This window comes from Pseudomonas sp. Irchel s3b6 (assembly GCF_900187415.1).
In the GTDB taxonomy this organism is placed as follows: domain Bacteria; phylum Pseudomonadota; class Gammaproteobacteria; order Pseudomonadales; family Pseudomonadaceae; genus Aquipseudomonas.
The window spans coordinates 59,359-84,884 of sequence record NZ_FYDM01000014.1 but is presented as its reverse complement, the minus strand read 5'-3'; the positions used below and the strand labels follow the sequence as shown (position 1 = coordinate 84,884).

At 60.0% G+C, this 25,526-nt stretch carries 27 protein-coding genes and 1 tRNA gene; 12 read left to right on the top strand and 16 right to left on the bottom strand.

Features of this window, described 5'->3' with window-relative positions:
* Nucleotides 1–70 precede the first annotated feature (70 nt).
* The 6 genes from CKW07_RS20185 to CKW07_RS20160 all read right to left on the bottom strand — a co-directional run bounded on the left by CKW07_RS20185 (nt 71) and on the right by CKW07_RS20160 (nt 5,112).
* Nucleotides 71–670: a 50S ribosomal protein L25/general stress protein Ctc gene (locus CKW07_RS20185; protein ID WP_095146720.1), complete on the bottom strand. Its 600-nt coding sequence runs from the start codon at nt 668–670 to the stop codon at nt 71–73.
* A 141-nt stretch (nt 671–811) separates the two neighbouring features.
* Nucleotides 812–1,753 (bottom strand): ribose-phosphate pyrophosphokinase, encoded by a 942-nt coding sequence (locus CKW07_RS20180; protein WP_003171603.1) that lies wholly within the window; start codon nt 1,751–1,753, stop codon nt 812–814.
* Nucleotides 1,754–1,800: 47 nt separating this feature from the next.
* Nucleotides 1,801–1,875 (bottom strand) — tRNA-Gln (locus tag CKW07_RS20175).
* 37 nt (nt 1,876–1,912) lie between these two features.
* Nucleotides 1,913–2,764, bottom strand: a complete 852-nt coding sequence (gene ispE / locus CKW07_RS20170) for a 4-(cytidine 5'-diphospho)-2-C-methyl-D-erythritol kinase (RefSeq protein ID WP_095146719.1) — start codon at nt 2,762–2,764, stop codon at nt 1,913–1,915.
* A 1-nt stretch (nt 2,765) separates the two neighbouring features.
* Nucleotides 2,766–3,383, bottom strand: a complete 618-nt coding sequence (gene lolB, locus CKW07_RS20165) for a lipoprotein insertase outer membrane protein LolB (protein ID WP_095146718.1) — start codon at nt 3,381–3,383, stop codon at nt 2,766–2,768.
* A 4-nt stretch (nt 3,384–3,387) separates the two neighbouring features.
* A complete protein-coding gene (locus tag CKW07_RS20160; protein ID WP_095146717.1) occupies nt 3,388–5,112 on the bottom strand; it encodes a tetratricopeptide repeat protein in 1,725 nt (574 codons plus the stop codon).
* Nucleotides 5,113–5,405: 293 nt separating this feature from the next.
* Here CKW07_RS20160 and hemA point away from each other — a divergent pair, with 293 nt between their 5' ends.
* The 6 genes from hemA to CKW07_RS20130 all read left to right on the top strand — a co-directional run bounded on the left by hemA (nt 5,406) and on the right by CKW07_RS20130 (nt 10,771).
* The gene (gene hemA / locus CKW07_RS20155; protein WP_095146716.1) at nt 5,406–6,695 is read left to right on the top strand and encodes a glutamyl-tRNA reductase; all 1,290 of its coding nucleotides are present in this window, start codon (nt 5,406–5,408) and stop codon (nt 6,693–6,695) included.
* On the top strand, nt 6,692–7,774 hold the full coding sequence (gene prfA, locus CKW07_RS20150; protein WP_095146715.1) for a peptide chain release factor 1: 1,083 nt from the start codon (nt 6,692–6,694) through the stop codon (nt 7,772–7,774). Before hemA ends, prfA begins: the two co-directional genes overlap by 4 nt.
* Nucleotides 7,775–8,605, top strand: coding sequence for a peptide chain release factor N(5)-glutamine methyltransferase (prmC, locus tag CKW07_RS20145; protein ID WP_095146714.1), 831 nt, complete (start codon nt 7,775–7,777; stop codon nt 8,603–8,605).
* Nucleotides 8,599–9,354: a molybdopterin-synthase adenylyltransferase MoeB gene (locus CKW07_RS20140; protein ID WP_095146713.1), complete on the top strand. Its 756-nt coding sequence runs from the start codon at nt 8,599–8,601 to the stop codon at nt 9,352–9,354. Before prmC ends, CKW07_RS20140 begins: the two co-directional genes overlap by 7 nt.
* On the top strand, nt 9,347–10,138 hold the full coding sequence (gene murI / locus CKW07_RS20135) for a glutamate racemase (RefSeq protein ID WP_095146712.1): 792 nt from the start codon (nt 9,347–9,349) through the stop codon (nt 10,136–10,138). The genes CKW07_RS20140 and murI overlap by 8 nt, the downstream gene beginning before the upstream one ends.
* Before the next feature lie 114 nt (nt 10,139–10,252).
* Nucleotides 10,253–10,771, top strand: coding sequence for an acyloxyacyl hydrolase (locus CKW07_RS20130; protein ID WP_095146711.1), 519 nt, complete (start codon nt 10,253–10,255; stop codon nt 10,769–10,771).
* A gap of 99 nt (nt 10,772–10,870) precedes the next feature.
* Here CKW07_RS20130 and CKW07_RS20125 read toward each other — a convergent pair whose 3' ends face one another.
* The 6 genes from CKW07_RS20125 to CKW07_RS20100 all read right to left on the bottom strand — a co-directional run bounded on the left by CKW07_RS20125 (nt 10,871) and on the right by CKW07_RS20100 (nt 16,636).
* On the bottom strand, nt 10,871–11,176 hold the full coding sequence (locus CKW07_RS20125) for a YkgJ family cysteine cluster protein (protein ID WP_095080050.1): 306 nt from the start codon (nt 11,174–11,176) through the stop codon (nt 10,871–10,873).
* 81 nt (nt 11,177–11,257) lie between these two features.
* The gene (locus CKW07_RS20120) at nt 11,258–12,040 is read right to left on the bottom strand and encodes an SDR family oxidoreductase (RefSeq protein WP_095146710.1); all 783 of its coding nucleotides are present in this window, start codon (nt 12,038–12,040) and stop codon (nt 11,258–11,260) included.
* Nucleotides 12,041–12,093: 53 nt separating this feature from the next.
* On the bottom strand, nt 12,094–13,539 hold the full coding sequence (phrB, locus tag CKW07_RS20115; protein ID WP_095146746.1) for a deoxyribodipyrimidine photo-lyase: 1,446 nt from the start codon (nt 13,537–13,539) through the stop codon (nt 12,094–12,096).
* Between the two features lie 21 nt (nt 13,540–13,560).
* Nucleotides 13,561–14,499 carry a MerR family transcriptional regulator gene (locus CKW07_RS20110; RefSeq protein WP_095146709.1) on the bottom strand — a complete coding sequence of 313 codons (939 nt, stop codon included), beginning with the start codon at nt 14,497–14,499 and terminating at the stop codon, nt 13,561–13,563.
* Nucleotides 14,500–15,462, bottom strand: a complete 963-nt coding sequence (locus tag CKW07_RS20105; RefSeq protein ID WP_095146708.1) for a DUF523 and DUF1722 domain-containing protein — start codon at nt 15,460–15,462, stop codon at nt 14,500–14,502.
* 187 nt (nt 15,463–15,649) lie between these two features.
* Nucleotides 15,650–16,636: an NAD(P)/FAD-dependent oxidoreductase gene (locus tag CKW07_RS20100; protein WP_095146707.1), complete on the bottom strand. Its 987-nt coding sequence runs from the start codon at nt 16,634–16,636 to the stop codon at nt 15,650–15,652.
* Nucleotides 16,637–16,832: 196 nt separating this feature from the next.
* Here CKW07_RS20100 and CKW07_RS20095 point away from each other — a divergent pair, with 196 nt between their 5' ends.
* Together CKW07_RS20095 and hemH are read left to right on the top strand one after the other, a co-directional pair.
* A complete protein-coding gene (locus CKW07_RS20095) occupies nt 16,833–17,735 on the top strand; it encodes a TIGR01777 family oxidoreductase (RefSeq protein WP_095146706.1) in 903 nt (300 codons plus the stop codon).
* A 13-nt stretch (nt 17,736–17,748) separates the two neighbouring features.
* Complete coding sequence (hemH, locus tag CKW07_RS20090) at nt 17,749–18,771, top strand: ferrochelatase (protein ID WP_095146705.1); 1,023 nt, start codon at nt 17,749–17,751, stop codon at nt 18,769–18,771.
* Nucleotides 18,772–18,848: 77 nt separating this feature from the next.
* Here hemH and CKW07_RS20085 read toward each other — a convergent pair whose 3' ends face one another.
* Nucleotides 18,849–20,123: a uracil-xanthine permease family protein gene (locus tag CKW07_RS20085; RefSeq protein WP_095146704.1), complete on the bottom strand. Its 1,275-nt coding sequence runs from the start codon at nt 20,121–20,123 to the stop codon at nt 18,849–18,851.
* A 2-nt stretch (nt 20,124–20,125) separates the two neighbouring features.
* Nucleotides 20,126–20,764, bottom strand: coding sequence for a uracil phosphoribosyltransferase (gene upp / locus CKW07_RS20080; protein ID WP_095079728.1), 639 nt, complete (start codon nt 20,762–20,764; stop codon nt 20,126–20,128).
* A 165-nt stretch (nt 20,765–20,929) separates the two neighbouring features.
* Here upp and CKW07_RS20075 point away from each other — a divergent pair, with 165 nt between their 5' ends.
* From CKW07_RS20075 to CKW07_RS20060, 4 genes are all read left to right on the top strand, one after another.
* On the top strand, nt 20,930–21,487 hold the full coding sequence (locus tag CKW07_RS20075; protein WP_095080052.1) for a hypoxanthine-guanine phosphoribosyltransferase: 558 nt from the start codon (nt 20,930–20,932) through the stop codon (nt 21,485–21,487).
* A 2-nt stretch (nt 21,488–21,489) separates the two neighbouring features.
* Nucleotides 21,490–21,963, top strand: coding sequence for a WbuC family cupin fold metalloprotein (locus CKW07_RS20070; protein WP_095146703.1), 474 nt, complete (start codon nt 21,490–21,492; stop codon nt 21,961–21,963).
* Between the two features lie 49 nt (nt 21,964–22,012).
* On the top strand, nt 22,013–22,498 hold the full coding sequence (locus CKW07_RS20065) for a hypothetical protein (protein WP_095146702.1): 486 nt from the start codon (nt 22,013–22,015) through the stop codon (nt 22,496–22,498).
* 77 nt (nt 22,499–22,575) lie between these two features.
* On the top strand, nt 22,576–22,863 hold the full coding sequence (locus tag CKW07_RS20060; RefSeq protein ID WP_095146701.1) for a PA4642 family protein: 288 nt from the start codon (nt 22,576–22,578) through the stop codon (nt 22,861–22,863).
* A gap of 67 nt (nt 22,864–22,930) precedes the next feature.
* Here CKW07_RS20060 and mqo read toward each other — a convergent pair whose 3' ends face one another.
* Both mqo and CKW07_RS20050 read right to left on the bottom strand, forming a co-directional pair.
* On the bottom strand, nt 22,931–24,439 hold the full coding sequence (mqo, locus tag CKW07_RS20055; RefSeq protein WP_095146700.1) for a malate dehydrogenase (quinone): 1,509 nt from the start codon (nt 24,437–24,439) through the stop codon (nt 22,931–22,933).
* 741 nt (nt 24,440–25,180) lie between these two features.
* Entirely contained in the window at nt 25,181–25,414 is a 234-nt protein-coding gene (locus CKW07_RS20050) for a hypothetical protein (RefSeq protein ID WP_095146699.1), read from the bottom strand.
* Between the last annotated feature and the right edge of the window lie 112 nt (nt 25,415–25,526).

Genomic DNA, 25,526 nt, shown 5'->3' with positions numbered 1-25,526 from the left:
CGTTCCCGCCCGCTTTCTCGCTACGTTCCAGTCCGCGATGTTACTTGATCACTCCGGCGTACAGAGTGAATTACTCTGCAGCGCCTTCTGCAGCTTCTGGAGCAACACGTGGAGCGTGAACGTTGGCAACAGCCAGGTCGTTACCGTGAGCCAGAGCAACAAATTCAACGCCTTTAGGGGCCTTGATGTTGGACAGGTGAATGATCGAACCGATTTCGGCGTCAGCCAGGTCGACTTCGATGAACTCAGGCAGGTCTTTTGGCAGGCAGGAAACTTCGATTTCCGAAGCAACGTGCGAGATTTCGCCGCCTTTCTTGGCCGGAGCAGCTTCGTTGATGAAGTGCACTGGAACGATAGCGGTCAGTTTCTGGCCCGCTACAACGCGTACGAAGTCAGCGTGCATCACGTGGCCTTTGGCCGGGTGACGTTGCAGGGCTTTGATCACGACGTTCTGCTTGGTGCCACCAACGTTCAGCTCGATGATGTGGCTGTAAGCCGCTTCGTTTTCGAGCAGTTTGGCAACTTCTTTAGCCAGCATGCTGATGGATTCAGGGGCTTTGTCGCCACCGTAAACTACAGCTGGAACCAGGCTTGCGAGACGACGCAGGCGGCGGCTCGCACCTTTCCCCAGGTCGGAACGCGCTTCAGCATTCAGAGTAAAATCGTTCATGTTGTATCTCCAAAATAACCACATTCGCCCCAGCGTTTGCGACCAGCGCTAAAGGCGATATGGGCAAAAAAGCCCCGCCCCGACAGGAATGCCGGGGCGGGGCGCTTTTCGTCATTGAGATGTGTCCGAAGGGCAGGGCCCTTAGCGGAACATCGCGCTGATCGATTCTTCGTTGCTGATGCGGCGAACCGCTTCGGCAACAACCGGTGCGATATCCAGTTGACGGATACGTGCACAGGCTTGTGCTGCTGCGGACAGCGGGATGGTGTTGGTCACCACCAGCTCGTCCAGCACGGAATTTTCAATGTTCTCGATGGCCCGACCCGACAGCACAGGGTGTGTGCAGTAGGCAAAGACCTTGGCGGCGCCATGCTCTTTCAAGGCTTTAGCCGCGTGGCACAGGGTGCCGGCGGTATCGACCATGTCGTCAACCAGGATACAGGTACGCCCTTCGACATCACCGATGATATGCATCACTTCAGAGTGATTGGCTTTCTCACGGCGCTTGTCGATGATCCCGAGATCCACGCCCAGGGACTTGGCAACGGCACGTGCACGCACGACGCCGCCAATGTCCGGGGACACGATCATCAGGTTTTCGAAGCGTTGGTCTTCGATGTCATCCACCAATACAGGGGAGCCGTAGATGTTATCTACCGGAATATCGAAGAAGCCCTGGATCTGGTCAGCATGCAGATCAACCGTGAGAACACGATCGATGCCGACGACGGTAAGCATGTCAGCGACGACTTTCGCGCTGATAGCCACACGTGCGGAACGCGGACGGCGATCCTGTCGGGCATAACCAAAGTAGGGGATCACCGCAGTGATTCGAGTGGCTGAGGAGCGACGGAAGGCATCAGCCATCACGACGAGTTCCATCAGGTTATCGTTGGTCGGAGCGCAAGTCGGCTGAATAATGAAGACATCTTTACCGCGGACGTTTTCATTGATCTCGGCTGTAATTTCGCCGTCGGAGAACTTACCGACAGAGATGTCACCGAGAGGGATATGCAGCTGACGTACGACACGCCGAGCCAGATCGGGGTTAGCGTTCCCCGTAAAGACCATCATCTTGGACACGCGCAGTACCTGAAGGCTGAGGGTATACCTGGATGAGTATAGGAAAATGGCAGGGGCGGCTGGATTCGAACCAACGCATGGCAGGATCAAAACCTGCTGCCTTACCGCTTGGCGACGCCCCTGTATCTGTTGCAACGAGTACCCAGTACCCGGTTCCTTTTAGAGCAGACCTTGTAGCTTGCGATGCAACATCGAAACGTTGCTTCCTTTTGCTACAAACCCTGTAAGGGTCTCTGTAAGAAGGGCCGAGACTTTATCAGCTTCAGCTTTGCTTGGGAAGCCCCCAAACACACAACTTCCAGTTCCGGTGAGTTTTGCTTCGGTAAATTTACCTAACAAATTCAAAGCGTTACGTACTTCTGGATAACGCCTTGTGACCACCGGCAAGCAGTCATTTCGACTGTTTCCCTTGGGAACGGGGCGCACTTTAATGGGAGATGAGTTACGTGTCAACAATGGATCTGAAAAAATTTCTGCTGTACTTACAGAGACTTGCGGTACAAGCACGACATACCAAGGCTCGGCAGGGTCTACAGGGGTGAGTTTTTCTCCCACACCCTCTGCGAAAGCTGCGTGGCCACGCACGAAAACCGGGACGTCCGCGCCCAGCGTCAGGCCCAGTGTGGCCAGGCGATCTTCATCCCAGCCCAGTTGCCAGAGATGGTTCAGCCCCAGCAGGGTGGTGGCGGCATTCGAGCTACCACCACCGATTCCACCGCCCATGGGCAGGACTTTTTCGATCCAGATATCAACACCCAGCGAACAACCGGATTGCGCCTGGATTTTCCTGGCGGCCTTGACGATCAGATTGCTGTCATGGGGGACGCCTTCGAATTCGGTGTGCAGGTGAATGACGCCGTCATCGCGCACCGCAAAGGTGATTTCGTCGCCGTAGTCGAGAAATTGAAACAACGTCTGCAGTTCGTGGTAACCGTCTTCACGGCGACCGAGAATATGCAGCATCAAATTGAGTTTTGCCGGCGAAGGCAGCGTCAGGCGATGTGCAGGCATGTCATTGCCCCAACTTGCGAGGTTGCCAGGCCTTGATCACCAGCGTGACATCGAGGTCGCGGCCGTGCAGCTTGATTCGCTCGGGCAGCCAGTAACCGTTTTGCTGTGTATAGGCGGTGTATTCGACCTTCCAGCCGTCTTGCTCGAGGCTGGCCAAGCGGCTGTCGGCATCCAGCGACAAGCGGCTTTTGCTGCTCGGTGCCGGGAGTCCGCGAACCCACCAGGCCAGATTGGACACCGGCAACTTCCAGCCCATCTGTTCTTCGAGCAGGGCGTCCGGGCTTGGCGCGGTGTAGCGACCCTGGTTGGCGACTTCCAGCGTGACGTCGCCGGGGCGACCGGTCAGGCGGGCCGCGCCACGACCCAGAGGGCCGGAGAGGCGGATATCGTAGTAGTCCTGGCGCTGCAGCCAGAACAAGGTGCCGCTGCCCGAGTCTTTCGGGGCGCGAATACCGATCTTGCCGTCGATCTGCCAGCCATCGAGGGCTGTCAGCTGTTGTTTTTGCACGCGCCATTGCGCGGGGTTGCCTTGACCCTCGAGGGATTCACGGGCGCCAAAGCCCGCACAGCCGGCGAGCAGGGCGATGAAGCTGAAAACGATGACGTGGCGCAAAAACATGATGTTAAAGGGTCTCGGATCCGGTCAGGCGCTTGATGGTGCTGCGCAGGATGGGGCTGTCAGGCTGTTCCTTGAGGAACTTGGCCCAGATTTTTCTGGCTTCGCGTTGTTGGCCCTTGGCCCACAGGACTTCGCCCAGATGCGCGGCGACTTCCTGGTCGGGGAAGCGTTCCAAAGCCTGGCGCAAATAGCGCTCGGCGTCATCGAGATTGCCCAGGCGGAAGTTCACCCAGCCGAGGCTGTCGAGAACCGCCGGGTCTTCCGGGCTCAATTGATGGGCTTTTTCGATCAGGGACTTGGCTTCGGCGTAGCGGGTCGTGCGATCGGACAGGGTATAACCCAGGGCGTTGAGTGCCATGGCGTTGTCCGGGTCGCGCTTGATGATCTGTCGCAGGTCTTTTTCCATCTGCGCCAGGTCATTGCGTTTTTCCGCCTGCATGGCCCGGGTGTATAGCAGGTTCAGGTCATCCGGGTACTGCTTCAAGGCTTTGTCGAGGATGGCCCAGGCACGGTCTTCGTGTTTATTGGCGGACAGGGTCTCGACTTCGATCAGGTACAGCTGGATCGCATAGTCCGGTTCTTCATCGCGCTCTTTCGCCAGGCGGGCCTGGGCTTCGGCGGCACGCCCGTTGTCCATCAGGATGTCGGCCTGGCGCAACTGGGCCGGCAGGTAATCGGCACCCGGGGCAACCTGGCCATACTCGATCAGGGCACCTTGGGGATCGTTGCGCTCTTCGGCGATACGCCCCAGGTTCAGGTGCGCGGAGTCGACGTGGCTGTCCCGGGCAATCAGGTCTTCCAGGTAGCCCTTGGCTTCTTCCCAGGCCTTGGCTTCCAGGCAAACGAGGGCCAGGGAGTAACGCAATTCGTCGTCTTCCGGGTACTGCTGGACCAGGCTTGAAAACTCGGTTTTCGCGTCGTCCATGCGGTCCTGTTCAACCAGCAGGCGGGCATAGGTCAGGCGCAGGCGTTTGTCGTCCGGGTACTTGCGTATGGTTTTTTTCAACAGCGGCAGAGACTCATCGCCACGATTGAGGCTTTGCAGCAAGCGTGCGCGCAGGAGGATCGGCGCTATTTCGCCTTCTTCCGGCGGATGGTTTTCCAGCAGGGTCAGTGCTCCCTGAGAGTCACCGTCCTGTTGCAGCAGCAAGGCCTTGCCGAAAATCAGCTGACTGTTGTTGGGGTGGCGCTGCAACAAACGGTCGAAACTTTTCATCAGGCCGTTGCGGGTGTCCTGGTCCGTATCGGCCGCAGACAGGGCAAGGAAGTCGAAATGGGTGTCGCCCTTGCCTTGCAGGACTTTCTCCATATAGACCATGGAGTCGTCATAACGCCCACTGCGCGCCAGTTGTATGGCGGCGGCGCGTTGCGCTTCGAGGTCGTTCGGGGCGTTTTTTGCCCAGATCAGTGCGCTGTCGAGCGCGGCCTGGTCGGCGCCCAGGTACTCGGCGATGCGAAAGGCGCGCTCGGAAATGCCAGGGTCCTGGGTATTGATGGCCTGGGTCACGTAGTTGTCCAGGGCAATGTCGTAGCGATTGCGCTGGCCGGCCAGTTCGGCACTCAACAGGCTGAAGATGGTTTCTTCGCTGAACGAGCCGTAGACCTTGGGCTTTTCAGGGGCTGGAGTGCTGCCTTCGACCGGCGGCGTACCGTCCGTCGAAACGGGTGCCAAGACCTGGCAGCCGCTTAGGAAGACAAAAGCGAGGAGCAACGCGGAAGATCTATTCATATAGGAAGAGGACGACTAACCTGCGGTCGGATCATCATGACACAAGCCTTCGGCCAAACATAACCGGGGCGCTCTTTATCTCTTTATGTAGGAGCGAGCTTGCTCGCGATGGTCGTCGACGATGAAGCGGACACCCTGAATAAGCGCGATGCCCTTGAGTTTTTCGCGAGCAAGCTCGCTCCTACAGGGTGCCTTTAAAGACACAAGGCATTAGGACAATAATCAACGGTGGTTGTTCTGAGTCTGGCGAAGTAGGACAATTGTCGGCTTCTCGACATCATCAGCGACCTTGAATGGCCTTCCTTGCACTTGGTATTAACCACAAGACTGCTTCCGTAGACGTCCGCGAGCGCGTGGCGTTTACTCCGGAACAGCTGGTTGAGGCCCTGCAGCAGCTCTGCCGACTCACCGACAGCCGCGAAGCTGCGATCCTCTCCACCTGCAATCGCAGCGAACTCTATATAGAACAGGATCATCTTTCGGCGGATGGGGTGCTGCGCTGGTTGGCCGATTACCATCATTTAAGCCTCGATGAGCTTCGCGCGAGTGCTTATGTGCATGAAGAGGATGCGGCAGTTCGTCACATGATGCGGGTCGCCTCCGGGCTCGACTCGCTGGTGCTGGGCGAACCACAGATTCTCGGCCAGATGAAGTCGGCCTATGCCGTGGCGCGCGAAGCCGGCACCATCGGCCCGCTGCTGGGGCGTTTGTTCCAGGCGACCTTCAACGCCGCCAAGCAAGTGCGCACCGACACGGCGATCGGTGAAAACCCGGTGTCCGTGGCGTTTGCCGCGGTCAGCCTGGCCAAACAGATCTTCAGCGACCTGCAGCGCAGCCAGGCGTTGCTGATCGGCGCCGGCGAGACCATTACCCTGGTCGCCCGCCATTTGCATGAGCTGGGGGTGAAGCGGATCGTCGTTGCCAACCGGACCCTGGAGCGCGCAAGCCTGCTGGCCGAGCAGTTTGGTGCCCACGCCGTGTTGCTCTCGGACATCCCGGCAGAGCTGGTGCGCAGCGATATCGTGATCAGTTCCACGGCCAGCCAATTGCCGATTCTGGGCAAGGGCGCGGTGGAAAGCGCCTTGAAATTGCGCAAGCACAAACCGATTTTCATGGTGGATATCGCCGTACCTCGGGATATCGAGCCGGAAGTGGGCGAGCTGGACGACGTCTATCTGTATAGCGTCGACGATCTCCACGAAGTGGTTGCCGAGAATCTCAAGAGCCGCCAGGGTGCAGCCCAGGCGGCGGAAGAGATGGTGTCCATTGGCGCCGACGATTTCATGGTTCGCCTGCGCGAACTGGCGGCGGTCGATGTCCTTAAAGCCTATCGTCAACAGAGCGAACGCCTGCGTGACGAAGAGCTGCTAAAGGCCCAGCGCATGCTCGCCAACGGCAGCAGTGCCGAGGATGTGCTGGTGCAACTGGCTCGTGGCCTGACCAACAAACTGCTGCACGCTCCGAGTGTGCAGTTGAAAAAGCTGACTGCCGAAGGCCGCCTCGATGCGTTGGCCATGGCCCAGGAACTCTTTGCCCTCGGTGAGGGCGCGTCGGATAGCTCTTCGGATAAAAAATCGCAATGAAAGCGTCACTGCTCAATAAGCTGGACATCCTCCAGGACCGCTTCGAGGAATTGACTGCCTTGCTCGGCGATGGCGAAGTCATTTCCGATCAGAACAAGTTCCGTACCTACTCCAAGGAGTACGCGGAAGTCGAGCCGATTGTCGCCACCTATAAACAGTTGCTCAAAGTGCAGGGTGACCTTGAGGGCGCTCAGGCGCTGCTCAAGGACAGCGACCCGGACATGCGCGAAATGGCCGTGGAAGAAGTCCGCGAAGCCAAGGAGCAACTGATCGAACTCGAGGCCAGCCTGCAACGCATGCTGCTGCCCAAGGACCCGAACGACGGACGCAATGTGTTCCTGGAGATTCGCGCCGGCACCGGTGGTGACGAGGCGGCGATCTTCTCCGGCGACCTGTTCCGCATGTATTCGCGTTACGCCGAACGGCGTGGCTGGCGGGTCGAGATTCTCTCGGAAAACGAAGGCGAACACGGTGGCTATAAAGAAGTCATCGCCCGCGTTGAAGGCGAAAACGTCTACGGCAAGCTGAAGTTCGAATCCGGCGCGCACCGCGTGCAACGGGTTCCGGCCACTGAGTCCCAGGGCCGTATCCACACCTCGGCCTGCACCGTGGCGGTATTGCCGGAGCCTGATGAGCAGGAAGCGATCGAGATCAATCCATCGGACTTGCGCGTCGACACGTATCGTTCCTCCGGTGCCGGTGGCCAGCACGTGAACAAGACCGACTCGGCCATCCGGATTACCCACTTGCCGTCGGGCATCGTGGTCGAATGCCAGGAAGAACGTTCCCAGCACAAGAACCGGGCGCGGGCGATGTCCTGGCTGTCGGCCAAGCTCAACGATCAGCAAACCAGTGCCGCGGCCAATGCCATTGCCAGCGAGCGCAAGTTGCTGGTGGGCTCCGGTGATCGCTCCGAGCGGATTCGGACCTACAATTTTGCCCAAGGCCGGGTCACGGACCACCGGGTCAACCTGACGTTGTATTCCCTTGATGAAATCCTTGCCGGTGGCGTTGATGCCGTGATCGAGCCGTTGCTGGCCGAGTATCAGGCTGACCAACTGGCAGCGATAGGTGAGTAAATGACCATCATTGCCAGTTTGTTACGCGCAGCCGACCTGCCTGACTCGCCGACCGCGCGTCTGGATGCCGAGTTGCTGCTGGCCGCGGCCCTGGGCAAGTCCCGTAGTTTCTTGCACACCTGGCCCGAGCGCATCGTACCCAGCGAAGCCGCGCTGGTCTTTGCCGAGTACCTGCAGCGTCGTCGCTCCGGCGAGCCGGTGGCCTACATTCTCGGCCAGCAGGGTTTCTGGAAGCTGGACCTGGAAGTGGCACCGCACACGCTGATCCCGCGACCGGACACCGAATTGCTGGTGGAAACCGCGCTGGACTTGTTGCCCGCGACGCCGGCCAAGGTGCTCGACCTGGGCACCGGCAGTGGCGCGATCGCCCTGGCGCTGGCCAGCGAGCGGCCGGTCTGGCAGGTCACTGCCGTGGACCGGGTCCTCGAAGCCGTGGCTTTGGCCGAGCGCAATCGCCAGCGTCTGCACCTGAATAATGTCAGTGTGCTCAGCAGTCACTGGTTCAGCGCGTTGAAAGAACATCGCTACACGCTGATCATCAGCAACCCGCCTTATATCGCCGCTGCCGACCCGCACCTGGCGGAAGGGGATGTGCGTTTTGAACCGGCCAGTGCGCTGGTAGCCGGCACCGATGGCCTTGATGACTTGCGCTTGATCATTGGCCAGGCACCGCAGCATCTGGAAGCCGGTGGCTGGTTGATGCTCGAGCACGGTTACGATCAAGCCGACGCCGTGCGTGACCTGTTGCTGAGCCAGGGCTTTGAAGAGGTCCACAGCCGCAAGGACCTCGGCGGCCATGAACGTATCAGCCTGGGGCGTCTACCGTGCTGAATGATCAGGAGCTGTTGCGCTATAGCCGGCAGATTCTGTTGCAACACGTCGACATCGACGGTCAATTGCGACTCAAGCAAAGCCGTGTACTGATCATCGGCCTCGGTGGGCTGGGGGCGCCGGTCGCGCTGTACCTGGCGGCGGCCGGGGTTGGCCAGTTGCATCTGGCGGACTTCGACACGGTCGACCTGACCAACCTGCAACGCCAGATCATTCATGACACCGACAGCGTCGGCCTGAGCAAGGTCGACTCGGCGATGGGCCGTCTGAAGGCGATCAACCCCGAGGTCCAGTTGATCCCCCATCGCGCTGCGCTGGACGAAGACTCACTGGCCGCCGCGGTATCGGCGGTTGACCTGGTGCTCGACTGCTCCGACAACTTTTCCACCCGTGAGGCGGTGAATGCGGCCTGCGTGGCGGCCCGCATACCCCTGGTCAGTGGCGCGGCCATTCGTCTGGAAGGGCAGCTTTCGGTGTTTGACCCGCGTCGTGCCGACAGCCCGTGTTACCACTGTTTGTACGGACACGGCAGTGAAGCCGAGCTGACCTGCAGCGAGGCGGGAGTGGTCGGCCCGTTGGTGGGACTGGTGGGCAGCCTGCAAGCGCTTGAGGCGCTGAAGCTGCTGGTGGGGTTCGGTGAGCCGCTGGTTGGACGCTTGTTGTTGATCGATGCCTTGGGCACCCGCTTCCGCGAACTGCGGGTCAAGCGTGATCCGGGTTGTAGTGTGTGTGGGGGCAAGCATGCGTGAGGCGCCTATCGGCGTATTCGATTCCGGCGTCGGTGGGTTGTCGGTGCTGGCGGAAATCCAGCGATTGCTGCCCAATGAATCACTGCTGTACGTCGGTGATTGCGGGCACATTCCCTACGGCGAGAAAACCCCGGAGTTCATTCGCCAGCGTTGCAGCGTAATGGCCGATTTTTTTGTGACGCAAGGCGCCAAGGCGGTCGTCGTGGCGTGCAACACGGCCACCGTGGCGGGGGTCGCGGATCTACGCCGTGATTACCCGCACTGGCCCATCGTTGGCATGGAGCCAGCGGTCAAGCCGGCAGCGGCGGCGACCCGCAGTGGCGTGGTCGGTGTGCTGGCCACTACCGGCACCTTGCAGAGTGCCAAGTTCGCGGCCTTGCTCGACCGTTTCGCCACCGATGTCCGGGTCGTTACTCAACCTTGCCCTGGCCTGGTGGACTTGATTGAAGCGGGGGATCTGCACAGCCCGGCATTGCGCTCCCTGCTGGGCGGTTACCTCGAACCCTTGTTGGCGGCCGGCTGCGACACCATTATTCTCGGCTGCACCCATTACCCCTTTCTCAAGCCGTTGCTCAGGCAACTGATCCCGACCGACATCAGCCTGATCGATACCGGCGCCGCGGTGGCCCGGCAACTCCAGCGCTTGCTGGCCGAACGCGAACTGCTGGCCGACGGGCCTGCAAGCCCTGCGCAGTTCTGGACCAGTGGCAGCGCGCAGCACTTCAGAAATATCTTGCCGATACTCTGGAATAACGCCGGGGTTGTGCGAAGCTTCAGCCTGTAGATCGTTGTCAGGAAGCGATTCAATCGGGTCGAACGTTCACGCGAAGGCTTCATTCTATTGCGGCGACTATCAGGCCAAAAAACTACAAAAATGTTCGCGAAAAGGATGTTTCTGATGAAGCGACTGTTCTGCCTGGCTGCGATTGCAGCTGCACTTTTGGGGCACAGCTACAGTGCGCAAGCGGCGGGTGTGGAGTTCGCAGTGGGTGAGACCAGCGAATCGACCATGGTCTACCGCCTGGGCATGCAATTCGATTGGGACAAGAGCTGGTTGCAGAGTGACATCGGCCGCGTGACCGGTTACTGGAGCGGGGCCTACACCTTCTGGGATGGCGACGAGGCATCGAGTAACCATAGTCTGTCGTTCTCGCCTGTATTCGTTTATGAATTCTCCGGGGAAAACATCAAGCCTTACCTGGAAGCCGGAATTGGCGTGGCGGCGTTTGTTCATACGGAAGTGGAAGACAACCAGCTCGGATCGTCTTTTCAATTCGAAGACCGCTTTGGCTTCGGCCTGCGCTTTGCCGGCGGACATGAGGTCGGCATACGCGCGTTCCATTATTCCAATGGCGGCATCAACCACCCGAACGACGGTGTCGAGAATTACTCGTTGCACTACACGATGCCGCTGTAACGTCCAAAGCGTCGCGGACCCGTCTTGCCCAAGGCACATGGCGTCTACAGGGGCGAAGCTTGCCCGCGATGGCGCCCGATTTCACATCAGGCCTGAAACTCAGCGGTACGCCGTCGCAATTCCCTGACGCTCCTCGATGCACTCCGGTGCCCCCATCTCGAACTCCCGGCAGATCAGCGGGCGTTTTTCGTAGATGGTGCACATCATCGTGTCGCGATCGAGTGCGGCGCACCAGCCGTCGTCCAGGCGCAGCATGACTTCCCCGCCCCAATCATCAGTGTCGATAAACCGGTCAGGTACGCCAGTGTCGGTGATCAGCATGACTTCGAGCTGGCAGCAGCAGGCAGCGCAGGTCGAGCAGGTGACCGCCGGCTCGACGATTTCGGTGAGGGGGATGGTGTTCATGGCAGGCAGTGTAAGGCAGCGAGCCATGGCTGTGTGAACGCTCTGACGGACGTTTTGCCGCAGCCTTGCGGCCGGCGACATTCATGGCGAGTCCTTGATGGGCGGCGAGCTCCTGAGCATGGGTTTGCCGATCACCAGTTTGACCTGGTCAGTCGGTTTCGACAGTGGCCACAGTTGCGACATATGCAAGGCCGGGAAGGCGATTTCCAATGGGCGCTGTTTAAGTTTTCCGACGATGTACCGCGCCGCCATGTCGACGGGCCAACTCAGGGGCATCGGGAACTCCGTTGCATCGATCAGCTGGGTGTCGACGTCGCCGGGGCTGACCACAGTGACTGCGATACCCTCCGGTGCCAGTTCGATACGCAAGGATTCAAACAGGTAACGCAGGCCGGCCTTCGACGTGCCATGGGCTTCTGCCCGAGGCAGCGGCAGGTAAGTCACTGAGCTGGCAATGCCCACCAGATGGGGGGCAGTGCCGGCACGTAGCAAGGGCAGGGCGGCTTCAGTGCAATAACTGCAGGCCAGCAGGTTGGTGCGCACCACATGTTCGATGATCGATGGGTCGAACGGTTGGGGGTCGACGTATTCACAGGTGCCGGCGTTGAGAATCACGCTGTCCAGCGCGCCCCACGCCTGCTGGATCTGTTCGCCGATTTCGCGCACGGTCTGGCTGTTGGTCAGGTTACCGGGGACCACCAGCACTTGCCCGGGATAGCGCAGTGCGAGCACCTTCAAGGATGCGCTTTTGCGTGCACTGACCGCCAGGTGCGCACCGGATCTCAACAATTCTTCGGCCAGCGCGGCGCCAATGCCGTTGCTGGCGCCCGTCAGCCAATACCGCCGTGGAGGCGTGAGACTCATCCCGTTCTCCTTTCAGTCAGCCAATAGCTCGGTCCAATGTGGGTACAGGTACATCACGCTATGCCCCGACACCCATCCAGGGACGCAGGCAGGTGTTTGAACGCCGCCAGTGCACGCTCGCGCGATTGGCTGAGGTTGACGATGGGTAGTGGATAGCCTGCTACGGCAAACAATCCGCCCGAGGCCGCCGGGTTGTGGATATCTTTGTTGTCCAGCCCGGCCAACTCAGGCAGCCAGTGTTTGATAAACAGCCCTTCGGGGTCGAATTTTGCCGATTGGCTCAACGGGTTGAAAATCCGGAACCAGGGCGCCGCGTCGGTGCCCGTGGAGGCACTCCACTGCCAGCCTCCGTTGTTCGCCGCCAGGTCGCCGTCGATCAGGTGGCGCATGAAAAAGCGTTCGCCCTCACGCCAGTCGATCAACAGGTTTTTGCTCAGGAACATCGCCACCACCATCCGCAGACGGTTGTGCATCCAGCCGGTGGCCAGCAGTTGGCGCATGGCCGCGTCGATGATGGGCAAGCCGGTGCGCGCCTCTTTCCAGGCGGCCAGTTCGTCAGGCGCTGTGCGCCAGGCCACGGCTTCGGTTTCCGGGCGAAAGGCCTGGTGGCGGGAGACCCGTGGGTAGCCCACCAGAATGTGTTTGTAGAATTCGCGCCACAGCAGCTCGTTGATCCAGGTCACTGCGCCAACGCTGCCACTGTCGAATTCACCCTGATTCGCTTGCAGTGCGGCGTGCAGGCATTGCCGGGGCGAAATCACGCCGGTGGCGAGGTAGGCCGACAACTGGCTGGTGCCGGGTTTGGCCGGCATGTCGCGTTCGTCCTGGTAGTAATGGATCTGTGCCTGGGCGAAAAACTCAAGCCGTCGGTGCGCTTCGTCCTCGCCTGCCGGCCAGAGTGCGTGCAGCTGCGCGCTCGGCGTCTCAAAGCCCGGGATCTGCTCGGGAACCGGGTCGCTGTTGATTGCCATGGGGGACTGAGCCTTGGGGGGCGCCACCAGCTGGGGCAGCGCGCCCTGCAAGCGGGCATGACAGACTTTGCGGAACTGGCTGTAAACCTTGAACCAGGTGCCGGTCTTGGTCAGCACACTGCCTGGCTTGAACAGCAATTGATCCAGGTAGTGATGGAAAGCGACTGCGCTGGCGTCGAGGGCCTGGCTGACGGCCGTATCCCGGCGTGTCTCATGAACGCCGTATTCTTCGTTGACGTGGACGGCCTCAACGTTCAGCTCGTTGCACAATGCAACCAGTACCCCGGGGGCGTCGTCCCAGCGGGGGGCGCTGCGGATCAGCAGGGGAATGTTCAGCTCGCCGAGCGCCTGGCTCAATGGCCGCAGGTTACGCAGCCAGAAGTCCACTTTGCACGGTGCATCATCGTGGGCCAGCCATTGCCCGGGGCTCAACAGGTACAACGCTACACTCGGGCCGCGCGCCGTGGCGGCCGAGAGAGCCGTGTTGTCATGCAAGCGCAGGTCGTTGCGCAGCCAGATCAATTGCAGGGTCGGTTTCGCCTTGGGCATTTAAATGAGTCCGCGCGCAAGCAGCATCTGGTGGGCCGCCAAGGGGTCTTTGGCGAGGAGTAAATCAGTGCAGTCTGTAGTGCTCACGGACAACTCGGTGTGGTGGATGCACACCGTGGGGCCGGCGATGAGTGTTGGGCAACTGACGTTGTGCAGAAGTTTCGTCAGCTGTTTGAGATTGATCGATGTGCTCGAGTACAGCAGTACCGCGCGTGCTTGCAGGTGCTCGACCGCCAGGGCCAGTTCGCCCGCCGGCAGCGGCCCGTCGAACACTTCCACCGGGCAGTCGGTGCTGCTGATCAGCCAGGCGGCCAGCCACAGTTGCGGCTCCAGTGGCAGGTCGGAGTGGTTGATCAGCAACAGCGGCGCACCGCGCAGCTGGCGGTTGTTGTGGTAGAGCCTGGCGCCCAATTTGCTGCGCAACCAACCATGGAAGAACCGTTGTTCCATCCGTGCGCCGAACTGCCCCTGCCAGCGCTGCTCGAGTTCGCCCAGTAGCGGCATCAGCAGTTGCTCGCACAAGGTCCGGGGCGGGTACAGCGACATGGCCTGGTTGATCAGGTCGTCGACCTCCCGCTCGGCTAGCTGACTGATGGCCCGGGTCAGTTTCTGGCGCAGGATCTTCCACTCGTTTTCCACCGTCGTGCTGAACGTCTGTGGCGTGTCGAGCAGCGGCTTGACCTGGCTCACGGCTACGCCACGGTTGAGCCAGGTCACAATGGTGTGGATGCGTTGTACATGGTCGGCCGAGAACAGGCGGTGCCCCTTTGGACTGCGCTGCGGCACGATCAGCCCGTAACGGCGCTCCCAGGCACGCAAGGTGATGGCATTGACGCCGGTCACGCGGGCCACGTCGCGGATCGGCAGCCAGCCTTCAGCCAGTGCCTGTTGGTAACCGGCGCTGCAATCCTGAGCATGGGTATCGGGTTGGTTGTTCATTTAAATCGCATTTCGCAGGCTGAGATTTTCCGGGTGCGGCTGCAGGTAGACCTGTTGCGCAACGTACGGGTCGGGATGTTGGCGCAAGTGATGCTTGAGCAGGGTCAGGGGAACCACCAGCGGCACGATGCCGTGGCGATACTGGCTGATCAGGTGCTGCATTTCCTGCTTGTCCTCGTGGCTGATGACTCGTTTGAAATAGCCGGCAAGGTGTTGCAGTACGTTGCTGTGAGTGCGGCGGGTGGCGCATTGCGTGAGGGCTGTCATCAGCGCCTTGAAGTAGCGCGGGCCCAGCTCATCGGGATCGCTCTGGCCCGGGCGACCCAGCAGATTGCCCAGGGCTTTGTATTGCACCGGGTTGTGGGCCATCAGCAGGTACTTGTAACGGGCGTGGAAGTCGGTCAGACCCTGGCGGCTCAACCCGGCTCGCAACACTGTCTGCCATGCGGCGTAGACGAATACCCGGGTCAGGAAGTTCTCGCGCAGTATCGGATCGTTGAGCCGGCCGTCTTCCTCCACCGGCATGCTTGGGTGTCGGGCGCAAAACGCCTGGGCGTAGATGCCACGTGCGCCGCCGTCCTGGAGGTTGCCGTTGGCGTGATAGACCCTGACTCGCTCCAGGCCACAGGAGGGTGATTTCTGCATGAAGACATAGCCGCAGATATCGCCGAGCTCACTGGCCATGCGCTGCCCGTAATCGGCCAGCAGGCGGGTGACATCGCGTTCAGGGTTCAGGGTGCCGACGGCGTGTGGTTGCCGCAGATCGCCGACCAGGCGAATCGGCTCGCGAGGTACCCCCAGGCCAATGGCGACTTCGGGGCAAACCGGGACACACTCGACGTAATCGCCAAGGGTCTGGCTGCACAGCCGGGACGCTTTATGCCCGCCGTTGTACCTGACCTCGGCACCCATCAGGCAGGCACTGATGGCGATTTTCGGTTTGCTCGTGCTCTGACTGTTCATCGAAGTGCCTCGGATCTAAACCTGTACAAGTAGTTGGTGTTGTACAGCTTTGTTTGATCATAGATTCGATGTTGTACAAGTCAAATTTTTTGTATAGGTTTTTGTCGGGCAGGGGCATAGGGCGCTACAGATACAGGGTGTTGGCCTGCGTGGCGTCACTTCCAGCCCGTCTATCCGGTCGCAGCGTTCACTGCAGGTGCGCATGCAAGCGGCGTGCAGCTTCCTGGCCGCTCAACCAGGCGCCTTCTACGCGTCCGGACAGGCACCAGTCGCCGCACACGTACAAGCCCAGGTCGGCATCTGCCAGTGCACCCCACTCATGGTTGCCGGCCGGGCGAGCATAGAGCCAGCGATGGGCCAGGCTGAAGCTGGGAGCGGGCATGGCGCTGTGCAACAGCTCGGCGAAGGCACCGTGCAGTTGCTCGATCACCGCTTCCTTGGACAGGTCGATGTGTTGTCGGCTCCAGGCGCTGGTGGCATGCAGGATCCAGGTGTCCAGGGTATTGTCGCGCCCGGGTTTGCTGCGATTGCGAGCCAGCCAGTCGAGCGCGCTGTCCTGGACGAAGCAGCCTTCCATGGGCGTTTCCAGCGGCGTTTCGAAGGCCAGGGCTACGGCCCAGGTCGGGTCCATTTTTACCCCCGCGGCAACCCCGGCGAGTTTCGGTGCCGCCGCCAGCAAGGCCGTGGCCTGTGGTGCCGGCGTCGCAATCACGACATGGCTGAAGGGGCCATGGGTGAAGCCCTCGGCGTCCTGCAGGTGCCAATGTTCTTCGCCGCGGTAGACCTCGGTGATGCGGCAGGCGAAGTGCACTTCCGTATCGCCGATCAGGGCGCGAGTGATGGCGCTCATGCGGGGTGTGCCCACCCAGCGGGTCTGTTCATCCGGCGAGGTACTGAGCTGTCCGCCATGAAAGTTGTAGAGCTGAGGCGCCCATTCAGCGACCCAGCCATTGGCATGCCAGCGCTGGACTTCAGTGACGAATCGGCGATCGCGGGCGGTGAAATACTGTGCGCCCATATCCAGTGAGCCGGCATCGCTGCGCTTGCTCGACATGCGGCCGCCACTGCCTCGGCTTTTATCGAACAATTGCACGACGTGCCCGGCTTCCTGCAGGGCTTGTGCTGCAGAAAGTCCGGCGATTCCGGTGCCGATGATTGCGATGGGTACAGTCATAGGGGGCCTCGTTTACCTTTCTCTACAGGCTACGCTTCGGGCCAAACCTGTACAATTTTATTTTTTGGTATAACTTTCAGCGTTCTCGTTCTGGCAGCTTGGCCTATTGTTAATCACAGAGCCGCCCGATCCGAAACATCCCTGCCTATAAAAATAGACTAGTGATCGGGGTAAAACGCCACGCGAGGAACACGTCATGCACATATTGCTGACCGGCGGTACTGGTTTGATAGGACGCCAGCTGTGCCGACTCTGGTTGAGCCAGGGGCACAGCCTGACGGTGTGGAGCCGCAAGCCGGAAAAGGTGCCTGCCTTATGCGGTGCCAAGGTGCGTGGCATTGGCCGCCTGGAAGACATTGGCCCCGCATCGGTGGACGCGGTGATCAATCTGGCCGGGGCTCCCATTGCCAGCCGACTCTGGACCCATCGACGCAAGGCAGTGCTCTGGAGCAGTCGGATCAGCCTGACAGAAACCCTGCTGGCATGGCTGGACAGTCGCGAACAAAAACCACGGGTGATGATTTCCGGATCGGCCGTGGGCTGGTACGGCGATGGTGGAGAACGTGAGTTGAGCGAGGACTCGCCCCCGGTCAGCGAGGATTTCGCCAGCCAATTGTGCATTGCCTGGGAAGAAACCGCGCAGCGGGCCGAGGCCTTGGGCATTCGCGTGGTGCTGGTGCGTACTGGCCTGGTGCTGTCGGCGGAGGGCGGCTTTTTGTCGCGGCTCTTGTTGCCCTTCAAGGCCGGGCTGGGCGGGCCGATTGGCAATGGTCGGCAGTGGATGTCGTGGATCCATATCGAGGATCAAATCGGCCTGATTGATTTTCTTCTGCATCAGAATGATGCCAGTGGTCCTTATAATGGCTGCGCGCCCAAACCGGTGCGCAATCGCGAGTTTGCCAAGACATTGGCCGGTGTACTGCACCGGCCGGCGTTCATGCCGTTGCCGTCCCTTGTGCTCAAGGTCGGTCTTGGCGAGTTGTCACTGTTGTTACTCGGTGGCCAGCGGGCAACACCGTCGCGTTTGATGGCGGCGGGTTTCACTTTCCGGTTCACTGATTTGCGTGCGGCTCTGGATGACTTGTCCAGCCGCCTTTGAAATAGGACGTTGCATGACCGATCACGCGTTGCTCCTGGTCAACCTGGGCTCGCCCGCTTCCACACAAGTCGCGGACGTGCGCAGCTACCTCAATCAATTTCTGATGGACCCCTACGTTATTGACCTGCCCTGGCCGGTTCGACGCTTGCTGGTTTCGCTGATTCTGATCAAGCGCCCCGAGCAGTCGGCCCACGCCTACGCCTCGATCTGGTGGGAAGAAGGCTCACCCCTGGTGGTGCTCAGTCGTCGCTTGCAGCAGGTAATGACTGCGCAATGGACCCAGGGGCCGGTCGAGCTGGCGATGCGTTATGGCGAGCCGTCGATTGAGACGGTACTCACACGCATCGCTGCGCAAGGTATCAAGCAGGTCACGCTCGCACCGCTGTACCCGCAGTTTGCTGACAGCACCGTGACGACCGTCGTCGAGGAAGCCAGGCGGGTCGTGCGTGAGAAGAAGCTGGATGTGCAGTTCTCTATTCTTCAACCGTTCTACGATCAGCCTGAATACCTAGACGCCTTGGCTGCCAGCGCCAGGCCGTACCTTGAGCAGGACTACGATCACCTGCTGCTGAGTTTTCACGGGTTGCCGGAGCGACACCTGAAGAAGCTCAACCCGGGCCATCGCTTTGAAGGCGGCGGCGATTGCTGTGCCGGTGCGCCTGCCGAGGTGGTTGCCACCTGTTATCGCGGTCAATGCCTGCGCACGGCGGCTGCACTGGCCGAGCGCATGGGGTTGCCCGACGGCAAATGGTCAGTGTCATTCCAGTCGCGGTTGGGGCGCGCCAAATGGATCGAACCCTACACTGAAGCCCGTCTCGATCAGTTGGCCAAACAAGGTGTGAAGAAGGTGCTGGTGATGTGCCCGGCGTTTGTCGCCGACTGCATCGAAACCCTGGAAGAAATCGGTGATCGTGGGCGGGAGCAGTTCCGCGAGGCGGGTGGCGAGGAGTTGGTGCTGGTACCGTGCCTGAACGATGACCCGCAGTGGGCGCAGGCGTTGAACACATTGTGTGAAAGGGCGCCGATCGCTGTGTAGGCGCATACATTGAAGTGACGGCAGGCTTGTTGTTGCGAGGGAGTAAGCTCCCTCGCAACAGACGATTGAGTCGCCGGTTACAACAACGGCTCATCCGGCAGTTTTTTCTTCCAGCCATCATTCCCCGGCAGGATCAGGTTCAACGCAATCGCCACAATGGCGCACAACGCGATGCCCTTGAGGCCGAAGTCATCCGGACCGGTACCGGTACCGACCAGCACACCGCCAATCCCGAATACCAGCGTGACCGAGACAATCACCAGGTTACGCGCTTCGCCCAGGTCGATCTTGTGGCGGATCATGGTGTTCATGCCCACCGCCGCGATCGAACCGAACAACAGGCACAGAATCCCGCCCATGACGGGCACTGGAATGCTTTGCAGCAGTGCGCCGAACTTGCCGATGAACGCCAGGCTCATGGCAAAGATCGCCGCCCAGGTCATGATTTTCGGGTTGTAGTTCTTGGTCAGCATCACCGCGCCCGTGACTTCGGCGTAGGTGGTGTTGGGCGGGCCGCCGAGCAGGCCGGCTGCGGTGGTGGCGATCCCGTCACCAAACAGTGTGCGGTGCAGGCCAGGCTTTTTCAGGTAGTCACGACCGGTCACACTGCCGACCGCGATCACGCCACCGATGTGTTCGATGGCCGGGGCCAGGGCCACCGGGACAATAAACAGAATCGCCTGCCAGTTGAACTCGGGGGCGGTGAATTGCGGCAGCGCGAACCAGGGCGCGGCGGCGATCTTCGCGGTATCGACGACACCGAAGAAAAACGCCATGCCAAACCCGACCAGCACGCCGGAGATGATCGGCACCAGGCGGAAGATACCTTTGCCGAACACCGCCACGATCAGGGTGGTCAGCAGCGCCGGCATGGAGATCATCATTGCCGTCTGGTAAGGAATTAGCTCGGTACCGTCGCCGGCCTTGCCCATGGCCATGTTCGCGGCAATCGGCGCCATGGCCAGGCCGATCGAGATGATCACCGGGCCAATGACTACCGGCGGCAGCAAGCGGTCGATGAACCCGGTGCCCTTGATCTTCACGGCCAGGCCCAGGAAGGTGTAGACGAAACCGGCCGCCATGACCCCGCCCATGGTCGCTGCCAGGCCGAACTGGCCCTTGGCGAGAATGATCGGAGTGATGAAGGCAAAGCTCGACGCCAGGAACACCGGGACCTGACGTCCGGTCACGACCTGGAACAAAATGGTCCCCAGGCCCGCCGTGAACAGCGCGACATTGGGGTCGAGGCCGGTAATCAGCGGCATCAACACCAGGGCGCCAAACGCCACGAACAGCATCTGCGCACCCGACAACACCTGGCGCCAGAGCGGATCGTTGAACTCATCCTGCATGCTCACGCGTCCTTCTGCTTGGTGCCGAAGATCTTGTCGCCAGCATCGCCAAGCCCAGGAATGATGTAGCCATGTTCGTTCAGTTTCTGATCGATGGAGGCGGTGTAGATGGTCACGTCCGGGTGAGCCTTCTCTACCACGGCGATGCCTTCGGGGGCGGCCACCAGGACCATGGCACAGATGTCCTTGCAGCCGGCCTTTTTCAGCAGGTCGATGGTCGCGACCATCGAGCCGCCAGTGGCGAGCATCGGGTCGATGATCATGGCCAACCGTTCGTCGATCTCCGGAACCAGCTTCTCCAGATAGGTGTGCGCTTCGAGGGTTTCCTCGTTGCGAGCCACGCCCACGGCGCTGACTTTGGCGCCCGGGATCAGGCTCAGGACACCTTCGAGCATGCCGATGCCGGCGCGCAGGATCGGCACGACGGTAATTTTCTTACCGGCGATTTTCTCGACCGAAACGGTGCCGCACCAGCCCTCGATGTCATAGGATTCAAGGGGCAGGTCTTTGGTAGCCTCGTAGGTCAGCAGTGCACCGACTTCCTGAGCAAGCTCACGGAAATTCTTCGTGCTAATGTCTGCGCGGCGCATAAGGCCAAGTTTGTGTCGGATCAGCGGGTGGCGGATCTCACGGATGGGCATAGGGAAAGGCTCCGGCGGCGGGCAAAAAAACCGGCCTAGATTAATCTATCCGAGGGTGTTGTCCTATAGACATACAGCACGTTAGTCCAGAAACGCTTGATCTGGCTCGTCTGGATGCGTACCTTTGCCCGCTTTTCCGAATCCGCCACCCCCTTGGAGAGCGCCATGTCCGCTGATCTCGAGCATATCCGTCAAATCATGCGAGAGGCTGACTGCCTGTACACCGAAGCTGAAGTCGAGGCGGCCATCGCCCGCGTCGGTGCACACATCAACGAACAACTGGCTGACAGCAATCCGGTGGTGTTCTGTGTCATGAACGGCGGCCTGATTTTCTCCGGAAAGCTGCTGACTCATCTGAAGTTCCCGCTGGAAGCTTCCTACCTGCACGCGACCCGCTATCGCAACGAAACCAGCGGCGGCGACCTGTTCTGGAAAGCCAAGCCGGAAGTGTCGTTCATCGACCGTGACGTGCTGATCATCGATGACATTCTCGACGAAGGTCACACCCTGGGTGCGATCATCGACTTCTGCAAGCACGCCGGCGCCCGCAAGGTCCACACCGCCGTACTGATCGACAAGGACCACGACCGCAAGGCGCGTCCTGATCTCAAGGCGGACTTCGTCGGCTTGCCATGCATCGACCGTTACATCTTCGGTTACGGCATGGACTACAAGGGTTACTGGCGCAACGCCAACGGGATCTATGCCGTTAAAGGAATGTAAACATGACAACGCCGAGCTTTCTCGATCAAACACTGTTTGCTGACTTGGCCGAGAAAGCCGCGGCCAGTCCTCGCGGGCGTCAGCACCACAACTTCCATCAAATGGAAGAGCCGTGCCATCGCATGGCCGTTGGCTTGCAGCCAGCGACTTACATCCCGCCTCATCGGCACCTGAGCGACGATAAGGCTGAAACCCTGTTGGTGCTCAAGGGGCGTCTCGGCGTACTGATCTTTGATGAGCATGGCGAAGTCGTTGCAAAACGCATTCTGCAGGCGGGCGGCGAGACGTTGGGTGTGGACCTTCCCGCCAGGGTCTACCATGGCCTGGTGGTGCTGGAGGCTGATAGTGTCATGTTCGAATGCAAGTCCGGGCCTTACCGGCCGGTAGGTGAGGGCGAGCACGCGTATTGGGCTCCCCGCGAAGGTGAGCCTGGCGTCGTCGAGTATCACGCCTGGATGCGCGCGCAGTTCGATTGACGGCGCGCTTCACGCTGCTACAGTGCTGGGCCCCCCTTCGGAGCCTGTCATGAGCCTTTTGATTCGCAGTTGCGCTGCGCTGTTATTGAGCGTCAGCCTGCCGCTGGCGGCCGCCCCCGCGCTGATGCACGGGCAGTTTCTGCCTCCCGATGACCTGACCCTGCGTGATGCGGCGCCCGAACAGCAGCAATTGTTGCAGGTTACCGAGTATTCGGTGGTGGTCGGCAGCCAGCGTCAGTCCAGCCAGCAACCGATTCCGATTACTTCACCCCTGATGATTCGCCTCAAAGGCAAAGCCATGAACAAAGGGGCGAGCATCAGTCAGGTGTTGGTGAATTTTGATGGCGAAAGCAAAAGCCTGAAAAAGCCGATTTACGACGAGCAGACCAAGACCCTCACGCTGTATTACCCAATGGCCCAATACCGGGTGGTGATCGACTTGCTGCGCAGCGGGACGGTGTATTGCCAGTTCCTCAGCTATGGCAATGGCCATGTCTGGGCGGATCTGCACACCGGGGCCGTGCGCTCGCGCTGAAGGTTGGTCGTTGAGGCCTGGGTCAGGGCAGGGGTAAACTGCTGGCCCCGTGAAATGTCTGCGAGCTGGAGTCGGCAATGCGTAAAGATAAGAAGCAGTTGATTGGTGACGAGATCGGCGATGCGCAGATCAAGTTGTTCCTCGATTTCGAGCCGGCTGACGCGACTTCACCGTCCCTGCACAAACTGATCAAGGCCTACCGCGGCCTGCGTATCGACGATTTCGAGCGTTTTCTGGTGTTTTTTGTCGAGGCTGGCCATGACCTAGATGGCAAGGACGAGCACGGCAATGACTTCATTGCCCTGATTTCGGACCAGCGCAACGCCGAGGACTACATCGAACTGATCCGCAAAGCGCGCGGCTAAGGTTTTCGAAGCGACAAAAAAAACGCCCCGCTCTCAAGGAGAACGGGGCGTTTTTCATGGGCGAGGATCAAGCGAAGCTTGGGGTCTCGCTGCTTTCTTCTACCAGTTCCAGTGCGACATTGTTCTGCGTGTTGATCTTGCGATACAGCGCAGCGTCGGTTTCCAGAACCTTTTCCCGGGCCGGGAAGATTTCTGCCAGCTTGGCCGCCCATTCACCGGAGGCTTTGTTCGGGAAGCATTTCTCGATCAGCTCAAGCATGATCGAAACGGTCACCGAGGCACCCGGCGAAGCGCCGAGCAAGGCCGCAAGCGAACCGTCCTTGGCCGCCACCAGTTCGGTACCGAACTGCAGGACGCCGCCCTTTTTCGGGTCTTTCTTGATGATCTGCACGCGCTGGCCTGCAACTTCCAGGCGCCAGTCTTCGGCCTTGGCTTCAGGGTAGAAGCGACGCAGCGATTCCAGGCGTTGTTCCATCGATTGCATCACTTCGCTGACCAGGTACTTGGTCAGGTCCATGTTGTTTTTCGCGACCGCCAGCATCGGGCCGATGTTGCCGGCGCGTACCGACATCGGCAGGTCCATGAACGAACCGTGCTTGAGGAACTTGGTGGTGAAGCCGGCATAAGGTCCGAACAGCAGGGACTTCTTGCCATCAACCACGCGGGTGTCCAGGTGCGGCACCGACATCGGCGGCGAACCGACGGCTGCCTGGCTGTAGACCTTGGCCTGGTGGTGCTTGACCACTTCCGGGTTGTCGCAACGCAGCCACTGGCCGCTGATCGGGAAGCCGCCGAAGCCTTTGCTTTCTTCGATGCCCGAGGCCTGCAACAGCGGCAAGGCCGCACCGCCGGCACCGAGGAAGACGAATTTTGCATCGACATCACGGGTGTTGCCGCTGTTGACGTCCTTGATGCTGACAGTCCAGCCGTTGGCGTTACGCTTGAGACCGGTCACGCGCTTGCAGTACTTGACCTGGGCATCGGGTGCGCTGGTCAGGTGCTTGAGCAGTTGATTGGTCAGGGCGCCGAAGTTGACGTCGGTACCATTGATCACGCGGGTCGCGGCGACGGTTTCATCAGCCGGACGACCAGGCATCATCAATGGCATCCACTGCGCCATTGTTGCCTTGTCTTCGGTGTATTCCATGTCCGCGAAGGCGTGGTGCCTGCTCAGCACCTTGAACCGTTCCTTGAGGAACGAAACGCCAGCGTCACCCTGCACGAAGCTCAGGTGCGGGACCGGGCTGATAAAGGATTTCGACGAGCCGAAGGTGCCTTTTTTGGTCAGGTACGACCAGAATTGCTTCGACACCTCGAACTGAGTGTTGATGTGCACGGCTTTCTTGATGTCGACGCTGCCGTCAGCGGCCTGTGGCGTGTAGTTCAGCTCACACAGCCCGGCGTGACCGGTGCCGGCGTTGTTCCACGGGTTGGAACTCTCCGCGGCACCGGAATCCATCAGCTCGACGACTTCCAGTTTGATCGCGGGGTCGAGCTCTTTGAGCAGCACGGCGAGGGTGGCACTCATGATGCCCGCCCCAACCAGTACCACGTCGACTGCTTCGTTATGCGCCATTTAACGCGTCTCCAAAATCTGCAGCACCAAATTGTCGGCATAGCTGCCAGGAGTTACAGGGCATGTTCTGTTGTGCCCCGGGTCACTCATGGCCAGGATCGCCATGTCCGAATCTTCGCAATTTTTCGCAACTTCGACAGACGCTACCCACCGGCTTCAGGGTTCCTATGAACTCACTTCAGCGCGCGGGAGGCAATTCGACTTATGGTCGATACGTCTGTTTGTGCAACCAAATCCGTAGCGGACAGGCTTCAGGCTCCGGTTCTTGAGGAGTGCTCGGTCCTGTGTAATTGGGCTGTTGTAGACGCTAATGGTGCATGTTCAGACGCAAAACTATTCATTTGCTCGCCACACTCTTGTGAAGTTGTGAAAACCCGTTTTTTCACGCTCTTTTGAAGACGTGAACCTCAAAAAAGGGCTATCTGCGCCTGGCACCGGGCCCGAGGATAGATTGCCAGCATGGGTTACATGGCAGGCAAAACGGGCAAACAGCTCAGTGACCGAGCGTCATGACAGCTCTGGCAGATGCGCGAAAAGTGGTGGTTTGCAGGGTAAACAGCAAGCTCGCCAGCTTTACTCGATCTGTGTGGGCGGCTCTCTGTGGGCGGTGCGGGGAGCCAATACGCGAGTATTAGCGATGCTGCGAGGCCCGATCAGGAGACGTCCTTATAATCGGGGGGAGATTGTAGCGAAGAAACGCAGGGAAATGGTCGTGTTTAATGACTTTTATTAGCCGTTCGGTCAGGTGGCCAACACGCGGTGCAACCGTGCGCGAGCAATGCGTGGGGTCACGCGGGCGCTGGCGGGTAGGGATTGGTGCAACCAATGAGGGCGAATCTCGTTGATTTCCACCCAACCGTCGCCCATTGGCGGCACACGACAGTGCTTGAATGCCAGGCAGCAGTCGTTGCTGTCGAGCCGGACGAAGCTGCGGAAATTACGGTGTGGAGCAAACAGCGACCAGAAAAACTGCATGGCAATGCCCTCGAGCGGTGACAGCGTTGACGTTAGCAGTGTGGCATGACACTCGGGTTACCAGGGGCTCGCTCGGCGTAACATTGCGCAAGTCTTCAGCCTATGTTCAGGG